9 protein-coding genes and 3 pseudogenes are annotated in these 14,626 nt (G+C 60.7%); 9 read left to right on the top strand and 3 right to left on the bottom strand.

The genetic code is table 11. The annotated features are described in order from the left end of the window. Positions 1-381: 381 nt before the first annotated feature. The 7 genes and pseudogenes from ACNJYB_RS38500 to ACNJYB_RS38470 all read left to right on the top strand — a co-directional run bounded on the left by ACNJYB_RS38500 (position 382) and on the right by ACNJYB_RS38470 (position 9,186). Positions 382-567: a hypothetical protein gene (locus ACNJYB_RS38500; RefSeq protein ID WP_061883417.1), complete on the top strand. Its 186-nt coding sequence runs from the start codon at positions 382-384 to the stop codon at positions 565-567. A gap of 28 nt (positions 568-595) precedes the next feature. Further along, a complete protein-coding gene (locus ACNJYB_RS38495; protein WP_439371752.1) occupies positions 596-1,552 on the top strand; it encodes a hypothetical protein in 957 nt (318 codons plus the stop codon). Between the two features lie 1,103 nt (positions 1,553-2,655). Beyond that, a pseudogene (locus ACNJYB_RS38490) lies at positions 2,656-2,879 on the top strand (ATP-binding protein); the annotation flags it as partial. A 771-nt stretch (positions 2,880-3,650) separates the two neighbouring features. Continuing rightward, positions 3,651-4,787, top strand: coding sequence for an MFS transporter (locus ACNJYB_RS38485; RefSeq protein ID WP_439371751.1), 1,137 nt, complete (start codon positions 3,651-3,653; stop codon positions 4,785-4,787). A gap of 273 nt (positions 4,788-5,060) precedes the next feature. Then, positions 5,061-6,083 (top strand): IS110 family transposase, encoded by a 1,023-nt coding sequence (locus ACNJYB_RS38480; protein ID WP_439368201.1) that lies wholly within the window; start codon positions 5,061-5,063, stop codon positions 6,081-6,083. Between the two features lie 807 nt (positions 6,084-6,890). Beyond that, on the top strand, positions 6,891-7,127 hold the full coding sequence (locus tag ACNJYB_RS38475; RefSeq protein WP_439371750.1) for a hypothetical protein: 237 nt from the start codon (positions 6,891-6,893) through the stop codon (positions 7,125-7,127). Next, entirely contained in the window at positions 7,117-9,186 is a 2,070-nt protein-coding gene (locus tag ACNJYB_RS38470) for a recombinase family protein (RefSeq protein ID WP_439371749.1), read from the top strand. The genes ACNJYB_RS38475 and ACNJYB_RS38470 overlap by 11 nt, the downstream gene beginning before the upstream one ends. Here ACNJYB_RS38470 and ACNJYB_RS38465 read toward each other — a convergent pair. The 3 genes and pseudogenes from ACNJYB_RS38465 to ACNJYB_RS38455 all read right to left on the bottom strand — a co-directional run. Beyond that, positions 9,156-9,824, bottom strand: a pseudogene (locus ACNJYB_RS38465) (IS3 family transposase); the annotation flags it as partial. The gene ACNJYB_RS38470 and the pseudogene ACNJYB_RS38465 sit on opposite strands and share 31 nt — an antisense overlap. Before the next feature lie 1,004 nt (positions 9,825-10,828). Beyond that, positions 10,829-11,866, bottom strand: a complete 1,038-nt coding sequence (locus tag ACNJYB_RS38460; protein ID WP_061877637.1) for a cytochrome-c peroxidase — start codon at positions 11,864-11,866, stop codon at positions 10,829-10,831. 977 nt (positions 11,867-12,843) lie between these two features. Further along, a pseudogene (locus tag ACNJYB_RS38455) lies at positions 12,844-13,734 on the bottom strand (tyrosine-type recombinase/integrase); the annotation flags it as partial. 89 nt (positions 13,735-13,823) lie between these two features. Here ACNJYB_RS38455 and tnpA point away from each other — a divergent pair. After that, the gene (gene tnpA / locus ACNJYB_RS38450) at positions 13,824-14,219 is read left to right on the top strand and encodes an IS66-like element accessory protein TnpA (protein ID WP_439371748.1); all 396 of its coding nucleotides are present in this window, start codon (positions 13,824-13,826) and stop codon (positions 14,217-14,219) included. A gap of 15 nt (positions 14,220-14,234) precedes the next feature. Continuing rightward, entirely contained in the window at positions 14,235-14,564 is a 330-nt protein-coding gene (gene tnpB, locus ACNJYB_RS38445) for an IS66 family insertion sequence element accessory protein TnpB (protein WP_439371747.1), read from the top strand. The last annotated feature ends 62 nt before the right edge of the window (positions 14,565-14,626 follow it).

The following is a 14,626-nucleotide window of genomic DNA, read 5'->3' as shown; positions in this document are numbered from 1 at the left end:
GCGGATGCATCTTCGGACTCCGATACGACGAGACGACTGGACGCTTTCCGATCCGGCGGGGGTTATGGGCGGGGCATCGGCAGGGTAATCCAGAGCCCGGCTGCCACGAGATGGCTCGCCACGTTTATCTGCCTCCGCTGCGCGACGCGATCGGGCGCTCGCTTTTGGCATTCCGACCCGAATCTACGCGCTGCTGAACCGCTTCCTCGAAGGAGGTGATCCGGAAGCGCTCGCAAAGTCATTGCGGCGGGGGGCGAGGCGGAAATCCTCGGCAAGGCCGGAGGAGCGGTCGAAATTAATCTTCGTGCCTTGACCGCAGGTGTCCGTCGCAAGCCGCGTAGCTCGGCTTTGCGAGAGATGAGAAGCTTATCGATATCGCCCGTGACCTACGCTTCAACCTTGCCGATCACGGCCATCGAGCTCGAGGATCTTCGACACTCAGGTCATGGCTATGCCAACCTACTCTACACGGCGACCATCGCGGTCGAGCTCGAGAAGGTGAACGACGCCGATCTAACGTTTTTCCTCGTCGAGAAGCCGGAAGCGCATTTGCACCCTCAGCTTTAGGCTGCGGTTCTGGGCTTCTTAGAGGAGCATGCCGGGAAGGGCGCAAACCGCGTGCGCGCCATCAAGGGCCGGCGGCGAGCTGCAGCTGATCGTCGCCACTCATTCGCCAAACCTGTCGGCAGGGGTTGAGAGCAAAAAGCTCCTCTTTTTCCGGTCGTTCCTGCCCGCGCCGGTGGGCTCGGCGGGGACGATAGCGGAGGAGGCGCAGCCGCTCGCTGGTCTCCCTGCCGAGAGGATGCCGGAGATCGAGCCGCATCCGATCATGCCGGTCGGCCGTCCGAGGCCGGTAACACGTTGCGTCCCGCTGGCAGCGTTACCGCTCGATCCGGTCGAGCGCCGGAGGGCCGACCGTTATCAGGACATGATCAAATCGGCCTTCCTGTTTGGCGGCCGCGTGCTGCTCGTAGAAGGTATTGCCGGAGCGCTGCTGCTTCCCGTCATAACCAAGAAGATCGTGTTGAAGGGCGACACCGACAAGCTGCGCCTGATCCGTTCGCCAGCCTTCGTGCTGATCAATGGGATAAATTTCCGGCCGTACGCCATGCTGTTACTTTCGCCACTCAACGAGGTTCGAATCGCCGCTCGTCTAGTCGTGGTAACGGACGGCGACGGCGCAGACGTGGCCCAAGGCGAGGTGACAACCGGCGCCCGGCGCACAGGCGATCTCGAGGTTCTCGTCGGTTTGGAGGCAGCGGATCTCCTCGATGTCGTTATCAACGACTATTCGCTCAAGACCGAGCTTGTGCGCGCGGGCAACGCTGACGTTCAAAAAAACGTCTACCTCAAGCTCCATCCGCGTTCCGGCGATAGGAGGGATTCGGCTGTGCGTCAGGCCGATGCCGCCCAGGCGGTGGCGATCCATAAACTTTTCAAGATGACGCGCAAGGGCGATTTCGCGCGACTGGTCGCCGAGGAAATCAACAACGGCACAGCATTCACTGTGCCAAGCTATCTGAAGATGGCGTTCGAGGTCCTGGCTAAATGATCGCCAAACCGTTCGAGCCGACCGAAGAGCAACGGCGGGTGATAGAGCAAGCAGGCTCGACGTTCGACGCTGCCTGCCCGGGCGCGGGGAAGACCCGCGTAATGGTCGAGCGAGCGCGGAAGCGTCTTGGTGGCGGACCGACAGGCCGCGGCATGGTCTTTCCATCGTTCGCCATCTCCGCCGTCTCCAAATTGGAGGATAGGTTGCGTCGAGAGCGGCTTATCGGGACCGGCGTTCCCGCATTTTATCGGGACATTCGACGCCTTCCTCTGTCAATTCCTCATCGCGCCATTCGGCGTCGATGGCTGCGCTGCCAAACCGAGACTTATCCCGGACAAGGACGATCGCACGATACAGCCGTTTGAGCGCGTTGAGATAGTCCGGAGCGCAATCTGTTCCGCCGGATGGGCGAACGTCTTGTTGCAAGGCGACGTCCGGTGTCGGCGACTCCAAGCCTTACCTTCGAAACGCGGGTCGCAACGGAGCATGAAGGCCTGGATGCGGATGCGGGGCCCGGTGGACATCTTGACCGGCTGCGTGTCGCGCTCGTACCAGGTCCTGCAGCGCTTCATGAAGCGCGCCGACTCTCGGAAGCATCACCAAGGCGGGTAATCGATATATATATAAGGAAGCTACTGGTTCTCGGAGCAACATCGCTTCTAAACGTTGTGGAAAACGCCGCGGCGGCTTGCGCGACTGGATTGTCGGGCTGTTGGCGAAAAAGCCGGCGCGGCTTGTGACCGTAGCCCTTGCCAACAAGCTGGCTCGGATCATCTGGGCAATGATCAGAACCGGAGAATGCTTCTGCACCGAGATCTTCGCGAAATCCTGAGCGTCAGTTTCGTCAGTCGTCAAATCAAAGAGTTCTAAGCTTGGTAAGCGCAAGAAAGGCATGATGAAAGACAACGGTCGCCACCGAAAACCAGGAACCCGACCAGTCGTGTGAGCTCCAAAGCTCGCATCCTTGATGTGACCCCTTGGTTGTCGGACTTCATCAGGGCCCGCGGAGATATGATCCGCGCTAAAGGCCGGACATACGATCGCAGCCGTCCAAGTCGTTTGAAGTGCCACATTGTGCTTGCCATCAGAGGCCGTCCACATATGATGATTGGGGGCTCGAGCCGCTCGATGCCCGCGCCCGTCACGACCTCCTGGAAATCCTTGAAGATAGCTCCGGTCTCGCTCCACCATCGTCACCAGCCAGCTCCCCGTGGACCAGTGGCATCCGCGCCTCGTCCATAACGCTCACCGCCTCCAGCTTGCCGGCGAAAGCATGCGAAAACGCAACGCCAAAACCATCACCCTTGACGAGCAGCCAGAACGCTGAGTCTATTACCGCCTCGGCCGGAGCGGGCTGCTCGCGATCGTCTAAATTCGGCGCTCACGATCGCGTCGAAATCGCTGCTCACCAGTGATCATGCATATGACCGGACGATCCGCCCAGCCGACCACCACCCGCACCGATCTTGGTCCGATTTTCGCTTCGTTGGAGCTCACCCAAGCAGCGAACCTCTCCTTTCGGACCTGTTTTCGCGATTGCGACGGGGGACGTCGATTCCGACACGGCTCGTCCTGCTGTTATGAGGATCGGGTCGGTACTCCGAGTAACCTACACTTAAAGGTGTCGAACTCGCAATTCCTTGCTAGCGTGGTCGCGACTTTCAGGCGCGAATTGGGTCGGCTGGGGTGCTGCGAACGCCGCGGAGACCATCGGTTTAATGGTGATCTGCACCGTCACGGTAGATGGCCGCGCTATTGTTCAGCTTGCTTGAGATGGCGCTCATTTGCTTCGGAGCCTGGAACGTGATGCTCTGCTGATCTAATGCCTCTAGGGACGCACCCGCAGTGACGCACGCCGCGAGCTCAGGTCCACGGTCCGATAAGCTGATACAGGGGCGATCACGGCCGAATGTTACGGTCGGGTAGAGACCATCGGACTCGGCGCGTGAGAAAGTTGGACAGACCAAGCCTTGTGTGCGCAGTGCCCCTCATTTTTGACAGGTGGACTCTTCGGTTTCGATCGCCGTACATGGCGGAAAGTTGTGCAAATTACCCGCGGGCTGCACTCGCCAGCAATTTCCTCCGGAGTTCCTAAACGATGTCTGCCGATCGGCCCGCCACGCGACTCGCGACGCGTCTTGCATTTTTTGTCGCTGGTTTTGGTATGGCGGCCTGGGGGCCGCTGGTGCCGTTCGCGAAGGGACGACTGGCTGTCGACGAAGGCGTTCTCGGTCTTCTGCTGCTATGCTTGGGCTTTGGCTCGGTTGTCGCCATGCTTTTGACCGCCTTGTTGAGTGCGCGCTACGGCAGTAAACCGATCATTCTGATCGGTGGGGTCGGCCTTACACTCATCCTTCCTTGGCTGGTGGTTGCCGGTACGCCTTGGGCGCTCGGGGCCGCGCTGGTCGCCTTCGGCGCCTCGCTCGGCGCGATCGATGTCGCTGCGAATATCTACGCGGTCGAGGTGGAATGTGCAGCCAAGCGTCCGCTGATGTCCGGTTTTCACGCGCAATTCAGCATCGGCGGCTTTGCCGGCTCCGCCGCGATGACCATATTGCTTTGGTTGAATGTTGGTGCTTTTGCATCAACCCTGATCTGTGCGAGTTTCATAGCGAGCATCATGGTGCTGACTTGGTCGCGATTGCCCCAAAGAGCGCAGGCTCAGCGAGGGGCGTTGTTCGTCATGCCGCATGCCATTGTGGTGCTGCTGGCGATAATAGCAGCGATCACGTTTCTTATTGAGGGAGCCATCCTCGACTGGAGCGCCTTGCTGCTGGTGGACCGTGGCCTCGTACCGAAAGCGCAGGGTGGCGTCGGCTTCATGCTGTTCTCCATTGGCATGACCGTCGGGCGCCTGGCGGGCGATTCCGTGGTGTCGCGCGTGGGCGACCGCGCGACACTGGTGGTCGGCAGTCTGATGGCCGTCGCGGGTTTTGCGCTTCTGCTGGCCGCCCCAGGCGTCGCCTTCGCGGTGGCAAGTTTCCTGCTCATTGGTCTTGGTGCATCAAACCTGGTTCCCATTCTCTTCCGGAGGGCCGGCACTCAGAAGGTAATGCCTACAGGTCTAGCGGTTGCCGCAATCACCACGGTTGGCTATGCGGGACTCCTCGTTGGACCGGGGTTCGTCGGTTTTCTCGCCAACTTCGCGGGGTTGCCGAACGCATTTGCGATGTTGGCCGCACTCATGTGTCTGGTAACCGTGTCGGCGCGCAGCGTCACCATCGAGGCGCGGTGACATCAACGCGGCGGTGCGACGCGCGCAGCTCGGCCAAGCGACCGCCTTCCTCCGCCTTCTGATTTCCGGCCGCTAGGACGGCACGGTCTTACTCGACAGCGGCTCGAGTGGCGATCGAACGGTGGTTGCGAGCCGATCACGGTGGCGGGAAGCGCGTCAAAAAAGCTCTCGATGGCGGCGTCGTCGGCTGCGCCGACCAGTTAATCACATGGCCTAATCGCACGCGCGAGACTGAGGCAGAATGTTCTCCTCAGTGCAAAAGAGGAGCATGTGATGACGCTTTATGTTGGTTTGGACGTATCGCAAAAGGAAACGGAGATTTGTGTCATCGACGGTGACGGTCGGCGCACTTGGCGGGGCAAATGCTCCTCGGAACCGGAGTGCATCGCAATGGCGCTGCGCGAGCACGCTCCAGACGCAGTTCGGGTCGGCATGGAAACCGGGCCGCTGGCGATCTGGCTTTGGCATGGGCTGCGCGCTGTCGACGTTCCAATCGACTGCATCCACGCGCGCCATGTCGCGGCGGCGCTCTCGCTACAAGTTAACAAGACGGACGTGAACGATGCATTTGGGATCGCGCAAGTGGTGCGCTCCGGTTGGTACCGGCCCGTCGCCATCAAGAGCCTGCAGAGCTGTCGTATCCGAGCCCTGCTCTCAGCCAGAAGCGAACTCGTTGCGATTCGTACGACGCTTTACAATCAAATTCGTGGTCTACTGAAGACCTTCGGCGTGGTGCTCGCAGCCGGTAAGGGCGGAACGTTCGAGCGCGCAGTGCTCACGCGATGTCCGGCGGACCCCTTGATCCGAAGCGCCATTGACGCGCTGCTTGAGGCTTGGCGTGTTGCGGGAGAGCGCAGGCAGAGGCTCGATTCGCAACTTCTACGTCTCGCGCGCTCCCATGAGGCCTGCCAGCGCATGATAACGATCCCCGGTGTAGGCGCGATTACTGCATTGACGTTCACGACGGCCATCGACGATCCTAACCGCTTCTCCCGATCCACCGATGTCGGAGCGTTTCTCGGCCTGACACCTCGGCGCTATCAATCCGGCGAGGTCGATATCTCTGGCCGGATATCCAAGTCAGGCGACCGCATGGCCCGAAGCCTTCTGTTCGAGGCGGCCAACGCGCTCATGACGCGCGTGCGCAAAGATAGTGCACTCCGCCGTTGGGGGCAGCAATTGATGGCTCGGATCGGGTCGCGAAAGGCGAAGGTCGCCGTGGCGCGCAAACTCTCCATCATCCTGCATCGTATCTGGCTGGATGGCACGGAGTTCGCAGCTGCGCCGGCTACCTGAGCCTAGCTAGCTAAGCCAATATCTCTGTAGATCGTCCTGGAAGGACGCTGGCTGGATTATCCCGTAACTTCTTGGGCGGCTTCAGACCGCGGGAATCACATGGGGAGATCCACTGGCGAGGGCCATGATGAGGCGGCACATTCTTCCGACCTCGAAGACGACAAGGTCCGGTACCCAGGGCAGTTGACAGCGATTAGACGACAAGCTGTTCAGGATAGTTGATCCCCCGCGCCATTCTATCGGTGCGCGAGGGCTATGATCTGCCACGGAATTTTCATCCATCGCTAGCCAGACTCTCGCGGTCTTTGTAGCGAGACCGAACTTTGGACCACCCAGAACTAGAGTTTTGCGCTCTGATCACGTTGGCGGGCTGGTGGCGCCGGCGCGATTGTGCAGCAAAATCGGCGGCCGATTGCCGATGGCTCCATGCGGCCGCTCCTCGTTGTACAACAAAGCTTGAGAACGCCCACGGGACCGTATGCCGTGAGGTTCTGTACCGGCATCACCCTTGGGCAGGCCGCGAGGTTTTCGTCCATGGTGTGATCGACAAGGCGGACGGCGTTGTTTTCCGCTGCACGCTGGATGGATCGGAGACGCGGCGTTTTCTGGAGATCCCATTCTGGATGTTCGACCGCGCGGCATGTGCTCGCGGTGGCAGCCTAACGGCAGAGCCCCTTGTCAGCCTGGAAGCGCTCAACGCGTTGTGGTCGCTTGTCGATTCAGCGGTCAAGAGCGCGACATCATCATTGAATGAACCGCTTTCCGGTGCATGCGGAGTCTCTCACGATGAGAATCGGGGAGAGGCTCATGGCAAGCAGGACGGCGATATCGGCGAACCCGGTTCGGCGCAACCGGCGGTTCGGCGTGCATCAGATGGACCTGTTCACGGGTGGCATAGCGCACGGCGCCGTCGGGGTACCGGAATGGCGGGAGCTGCCGAAGGAGGCGCAGGATCCGCTGGTGAACTTGATGACGCAGCTGGTGCTGGACCATGCACGGGTAAGCGCAACGCTCGCGAAGAGGGAAGACGGTCATGATCAGTGACAAGGTCCGCCCTCACCATCTCGAACGCAAGGCGATCCTCTATGTGCGCCAGTCCTCCGCCCATCAGGTTCTGCACAATCGTGAGAGCAGCGCGTTGCAATACGCGATGCGCGACCGATTGACGGCGCTGGGGTGGTCCAAGATCGAGGTGATCGACGATGATCTTGGGCGTTCCGCTCCCGGCGGCGTCCAGCGCGCGGGCTTCGAGCGGATGGTGGCCGAGGTCTGCCTCGGCAAGGTCGGCGCAGTCTGTGCGCGGGAGGTCTCGCGCTTTGCCCGCAATAGCCGGGATTGGCAACAGCTGATCGAGATGTGTCGCGTCGTCGACACGGTGCTGGTTGACCAGGAAGCTGTCTATGCTCCGCGGCATGGCAACGACCGACTGCTTCTCGGGCTGAAGGGGAGCCTCAACGAGTATGAGCTGGACCTTTTGCGACAACGCTCGCTCTCGGCACGCTACGAGAAGGCCAGCCGTGGCGAACTGATTGCGGCCACGCCAGTCGGCTTTGTGAAGGTCGGTGATCGCTACGAGAAGGATCCGGACCGGCGTGTGCAGGACGCCATTACGCTCGTCTTCGACAAGATCGAGGAACTCGGGACCGCGCGGCAGGCGCTGCTGTGGTTCCATGAGCACGGCCTCGACCTACCAGTGAAGCAGCCGAACGGCGACACAGCCTGGCGGCGGCCCAGCTACGCGACTCTCCACAGGATGGTCGAGAACCCGGTCTACGGCGGAGCCTACGCCTATGGTAGAATAGCCGTAGCGACGGGGTACGGCGTCCATGGCGCAGGCGCGAAGATCCGGCGGAAGGCGCGCGCCGAGTGGCTCGTCCTCAAGCCGGACGCCCACGAAGGCTATGTGAACTGGGAGAGGTTCGAAGCGATCCGTACAATGGTCTCCAGTAACGTGCCCACGAGCCGGCATCATGGCGCGCCCAAGCATGGCGAGGCGCTGCTCGCTGGGCTCATCCGCTGCCGGCGTTGTGGCCGCAAGCTGACGCTGCGCTACAGCGGTATGAAGCATCACATCCCCCGTTACAGCTGCTCGCGCGGCTGGATGGACAACGGCGAACCGCGCTGCATCGCGTTCGGTGGCTTGCGCGTCGATGATGCGATCGAAGGGGCACTGCTCGGCGTTGTCGGACCCGGCGCCGTTGCGGCGGCCACGGCCGCCGCAGCCCAAGCCACACATCAGAGGGATCAAGTTCGCGAAGCACTCGGCCGTGATCTCGAAGCGGCCCGTTACGCCGCCGATCGTGCCTTCCGGCAATATGACACGGCGGATCCGGCAAATCGCCTGGTTGCCGCGGAGCTTGAGACGCGCTGGAATCGCTCGCTTGCCCGCGTCGTCGAGGTAGAGAGCAAGATTGCCGCGCATGATGCGACGACCGCACCGACAGCGATCGATCCAACGATGCTCAGCGTGCTGGCCTCAGACCTCAAGTCAATCTGGTCAGGGCCGACCATCGATGCGCGGCTGAAGAAGCGCATCGTCCGTACGCTGATCCACGAGGTCGTTGCCGATATCGATGACGAAGCGTCCGAGATCGTTCTTGTCGTGCATTGGGCGGGCGGCGCTCACAGCGAGATGCGGCTGCCGAAGCGTCGACGGGGGCAGCGTAACAGCACCTCCGGTGACATCATCGCAGCCATCCGGCAACTGGTGCTGATCGCCAGCGACGACCTGATTGCGGGCCTGCTCAACCGCAACGGCCTCAAGACGGGCAACGGCAACCGTTGGACCCGTGAGCGCGTCACAACCACGCGATCTTATCATCGGATACCCGTCTTTCGGCGGGCCGAGGATAGCGTCGAGCCATGGCTCAATCTCTCCGACGCCGCCAGGCTTATCAAGGTCGCATCCAAGACGCTGCGCTTGGCCGCAGAAGCTGGTCAGATCGAAGCGGTCCACCCTCTGCCGGATGGGCCATGGATCTTCGCGCGCGCGGCCTTGACCACGGATGCCGCCACATCCATCACCGAACGAGCGCGGCAGAACCCAAGATACCCGGCAGGATCGCATCCCGATCAACAACGTCTCTTCTCTTCAACAACATAGACAAATGGGTGTTCTGATGCGCGGTTGTAGTATCTGCGCCAAGTCTCCACCTTTTCCCGGGCGTCCGCAAGCGACAGGAACCAGTGGGCGTTGAGGCATTCGGCACGGAAGCGGCCATTGAACGCTTCGATAAAAGCATTGTCAGTCGGTTTGCCCGGGCGTGAGAAGTCCAGCGTGACGCCGCGTTGGTAGGCCCAGAGGTCGACGTCACGCGACACAAACTCGCTGCCTTGATCGACGCGGATCGTGGCAGGGATTCCCACTTCATTGCAAAGCCTTTCCAGAACATCCACGACATCGGTGCCGCGGAAGGTGAGCCGCGGCTCCAGCGCCGGCGAGAAGCGAGAGAAGATATCGATGATCGTGAGCACCCGGAGCTTGCCACCATTTGCCAGCTGGTCATGAACAAAGTCCATCGCCCAGGTCTCGTTGGCGCGCGTCGCTGGCCTGCGGTCATCGCGCAGCTTGGCCTTGACCCTCCGCTTCGGCGATTTATTGCGCAATTGCAGGCCCAATTCGCGATAGATGCGACGGGTCTTGTTCTAGCCATGACGCCATCCCTCGCGGCGGAGCAGTCGCTGCGGCGCGAGCCGAGTCCGTCTCGAAGACCAACGCACACTACGATTGGTGATGATGCGCCAGAGAGCAAGTCGCGTGCTGAAGTGAACCGCGGGATTGCAGGCACTTCGTCGCGACGTGTGGCGTCAAGTTGCTGACATTGTCTCGATACCGACTGCTGCGCAACCACTGCCCGAGCAATACTTGGCGAGCGCAGAGTGATGATCGGCTGATAGGTAGCGCGTGTTCGCATACGCTACCGTTCGAGATCGTCCTCAATTTCGCGACCACGCACGGTGCACTCTCGCACGGTCGCCTTCGAGCAGATCGTCAGATCGCTTTACCGGGCAGCACGATCCAAATGTCGTCTTCTCGATGACCTGCCGGCACGTAGCGTCGACGCCGCACGCTGGAGAGCTCGGCGGTGGGGGTTCTGTCAGTGCCAAGAAGAAGGGCACGCTGTCGCAATGTCACGCGAATTATTTAGTCGTGATCCGGGCACGTTGCTCTGGGGAAACCTCTCAACTATGCTGCCAAGGCAGGTTGTGGGAGCTGAGGCGCGCAGACCCAACTGTCATTGATGGCTCGGGCATAACAGTCCGCAAGCCGTCGATTCAGAGTCTCAGCAGCAAGCTCTTACGCGACGCTGGGAGGGATCGCGCAACCATGGTGCGGCTTAAATTCTGAGGGTCAAGTTCAGCAAAATTGATTATTGGGGTCCGACCAATCGATTCCATTGCAGCCGCCGTCGCTCGCTCGCCCAAGCGCAGCGTCGGCGAGCGTCGCGGCGGTGAGGGGCGCAAATCCCTTTGACGGGCCTGAGCATCGTCAGGCCGCCTCGACTTTCTGCTTTCGAGCGAGCAGATTTTCAATGACTGTCGTCATCTCACCCCCGTTACAGCTCGCACGACACCTGGGATGCGGCCGCTCTTCACCTTTGATCCAGTGTTTCGCGATAGGGAGGAGTGCGATTGCTCAGAGATCGGTTCGATGAGCCTGAACGCGCTCGGGCTTGCGGCAGCTGCAAAGCGGACCTGCCTCGCCGCAACTGAACCCTAGAACACCCACTATAGTGAACAACGACTTACCTGTCTAAGGACGGTGGCGGCGTCTCCTTTGTGCGCGTTGGAAGTATCGGATATTCGATCTTGGGTAGACGGCCACTCAGTGAACTAAGAAACGCGACGATATCGTTCTTCTCGTTTTCGGTGAGCTTGGCGCCGAGCTGGACCTCACTCATAATGCCTACGGCTTCCTGGAGCGTCCAAACCTGACCCGAATGGAAGTAGGGAGCCCGCAAGGAAACGTTGCGCAAAGGGGCGACGCGGAACACGTATCGGTCGCTGGAGGCCTTCGTGACCTCGAAACGCCCCTGGTCGGCTGCGGGAAGCAGTTTGATGTCTGGTCTTTCAATCAGGCCGAACGGGAAAAACTCCTGCCCACCAATATTGATTCCGTTGTGGCAGGAGGCGCAGCCCTTGTCCATGAACAGCCGCAATCCTGCCTTTTGGTGGTCATCCAGCGCGTTGCCATCGCCGTTCAGGTATTGGTCGAACGGAGCTCCCGGTGTCGTGAGCGTCGCTTCGAAAGCCTCGAGCGCTTTCGCGAAATTGTCGAAGGTGACGGGCGGTGTATCACGCGGGAATGCTTGCTTGAACTTGCCGACATAATCTTCCATCGAATTCAGCGTGCTCGTTACGTGATCCGCGGTCGCATTCATTTCGGCGCTCGCCTGAACGGGCCCCTTAGCTTGTGCCTTAAGATCCGGCGCGCGTCCGTCCCAGAATTGCGCGACATTGAACACCGAATTGTAGACGGTCGGCGCCCGCCGCGCTCCCCGTTGCCAGCCGTGACCAACTGACGTTGGACCCGCGTCTACGCCGCCGGTGCCAAGATTGTGGCACGTATTGCAGCTAATGATCCCACTCGCTGACAAACGAGGGTCGAAGAACAGCATCTTCCCCAGCTCCGCTTTCTCGGTCGTCAAGGGATTGTCCTTTAGGGCGGGGATAGCAGAAGGGATCGGTTTGAAGATCTGTTTGGCTGTCATCATCAAATCGTCGTTGGCGATAGCATTGCATGAGACGAGCATCAGAACGGCAGTAATCGATACCTTGCGCATGACGTGAGACTTCCAGATGTTGCCGCGCCGTAGACGAACAATCGTTCTTCAGAAAGGGCGCCCACTGCATCGAAGGCTGCTGCTATGCAGGAACTGAGCCAGCGCTCGCGAGTAAATTGGTCTAGGCTTTTTGTGCTTGCTGTTGGCTTCGCGACAGTTGTCGTTAGCGCGACACGAACACCTCGACTGCTCACGAAGCATAGCGTTTCACCGCTCTTCGAGGAGGCAAAAGGCGTCTCTCCGACGAATTGCAGGGGTGCAGTGACGCCGCAAGCACCTGTCCCCGGGAGCTCAGATGAAAACTAGCTCCAATTGGGTTCGAATCGATGCCACAGCCGTTACACTATTAATGCGAGCCCCCGATCAACGCTCCGCCCCGTGCCTAGGCCGTCAGTCTCTCCCCAACTAGCTTCGATCCCATGCGGCCTGAAAGGGGGCTGCCAGGCTACACGCCGAGATGAGGTCTAGCGCTGAGCTCGGTTAACTTAGCTGACTGTCTGTCGCATGGCGGCGCGGTCAAGGGCGCCGTGCACCATTTTATGTGACTAGCAGCATTCGACTGAGTGCCTTGTCAGGAGAGCGGAAAGAGGTTTTTCATGTCTTAAGCAAAGCGACTTCAAATGATCAACCCGCCGCCGCCGTAGGGCTCGACTGGCCGCCATACGAGGAGCCAACGAAGCAAGCTGGTACTGGCAGGAGAGAGCGAGCTGCACGCGAGCGTCACTGGATGTTTAGTCCCCAGACTTTGATGGCATCCTTGTCGCACGATTCGAAGGAAGGGCTATGGGACAGATTTTACACGGCTGCGCCACCACGACGGAGGCGGGTCGATGCCGTTCATCTTTGCCGTTTATGCCGCCCGCCGAACTATGCCGAACTGGTTTGGTATGGCACGCCGTTGTCACGCTGGCACCGTCGATCGCGTGCACGGCAGCCCCATTCCATTCGGCATAGTCTGGTCGGTCAGAGCGCCTCCAGAAGGCGAGCAGGCGGTCGTTCGGCTGGAAGCGGGTTTGCTTGCCGCGCTCGTACGGCTTGAGCTTCGCCAGGGCAGCTTCCTGAGGGCGAGGTGGGCGTGCAGGTACGTCTGCGTCGTCTCGACCGATTCATGACCGAGCCACAGCGCGATCACGGAGCAGTTGACACCGGCCTGCAGCAGTTCCATCGCAGCGCTGTGCCTCAGCACGTGCGGTGACACGCTCTTGGCCTTCAAAGACGGGCAACTCTTGTGAGCGACACGAACATGCTTTCCCAGCAGGGACTGGACGCTGTCGGCACTGAGCCGGCCCCCGTGCACGTTGGGGAACAACGCTGTTGCTCCTTTCCGCAACGGTTCCTTGAGCCATGCCTGGAGCGCACACCGAGCGAGTGTGGTCAGCGGAGTGGTCCGCTCCTTCCGCCCTTTACCGACGCATCGTACGTGTGCGCCAGACCGGAGGTGGACGGCATCCCGGTCAAGGCCCGTCAGCTCTGAGAGGCGTAAGCCCGTCTGGGCCGCGACCAGCAGCAAGGTGTGATCGCGGCGGCCAAGCCACGTCGTTCGATCGGGCGCAGCGAGAACCGCCTCGATCTCAGGGCGCGTCAGGAAGTGCACCTGTCGCTTGTCGTGGCGCTTGCTCGGTATGGCGAGCACGCGCTGGATCAGCGCACTGTGTGCCGGTTCCTCGAAGGACACGAACCTGAAAAAGGATCGGATGGCGGTCAGACGCAGGTTGCGCGTCTTCGCGCTGGCGCCGCGCTTTACCTCGAGATCGGTTGAGGAATGCGCCGATGAACATTGCGTCCAGCTCGATGAGCGTCAGGGCCGATGGGGGCTTCCGCAGCTGCACCTGTGCGAACATGAACAGCAGCCGGAACGTGTCCCTGTAGGGTACGCATCCGACGGGCGCCGTCTTGCCTGACGCGAGGTAATTCGCGAAGCGTGTGACCTTAAGTCTAGCTTTAAGGTCATCAGGCGATGCGGGTCGAGGTTTTGGGCGGGCTGGAGCGGCGGCGGCGCTGGTCGCAGGACGACAAAGCGCGGATTGTCGAGGAGACGTTGGTGCCGGGCGCGAAGGTGACTGAGGTTGCGCGCCGCAACGGAGTCGCGACCAGCCTAGTGTTTACCTGGCGTCGACAAGCACGGACATCAGAGCAGGTTGTACCATCTTTTGCGCCGGTGCAGATCGTCGCTACGGAGGTGGAGGAAACTCCGAAGCTTTTGCCTGCGGGTGACGGCCGGGTGCGCTCCGTAGCGTCCGCGCGTACTGGATTGATCAAGATTGATCTTGGCAACCGGCGACGCATCCGGGTGGATGCGCACGTCGACCCGGAGGCGCTGGCGCGGGTTCTCGAGGTGCTTGAGCGCCGATGATCGCCATACCAGGTAATGTGCCGGGTGTGGCTTGCGACCGGCCATACCGATATGCGCCGAGGCTTCCCGAGCCTTGCGCGTCTGGTTCAGGAGAGCTTGAAGCGTGATCCGCACGCTGGTGATCTTTACGTTTTTAGGGGCCGCCGCGGCGACCTGATCAAGATCATTTGGCATGATGGCCAGGGCGCATGTCTGTTCACGAAGCGGTTGGAGCGCGGCCGCTTTTTGTGGCCATCGCTGGCGGACGGCGTTGTGACAATCAGCGTTGCGCAACTATCCTATCTCCTGTCCGGAATTGACTGGCGAATGCCGCAGGCAACCTGGCGTCCGCAGGCTTCCGGTTAAGCTGTGGCTTATTGACTCACGAGGGAGATGCGAATTTTAGCGGCGAATATGATTGATTTGCC

Origin of the sequence: Bradyrhizobium sp. SMVTL-02 (assembly GCF_051853005.1) — a bacterium.
Classification (GTDB): domain Bacteria; phylum Pseudomonadota; class Alphaproteobacteria; order Rhizobiales; family Xanthobacteraceae; genus Bradyrhizobium.
This window is presented reverse-complemented; position numbering and strand designations above follow the sequence as displayed.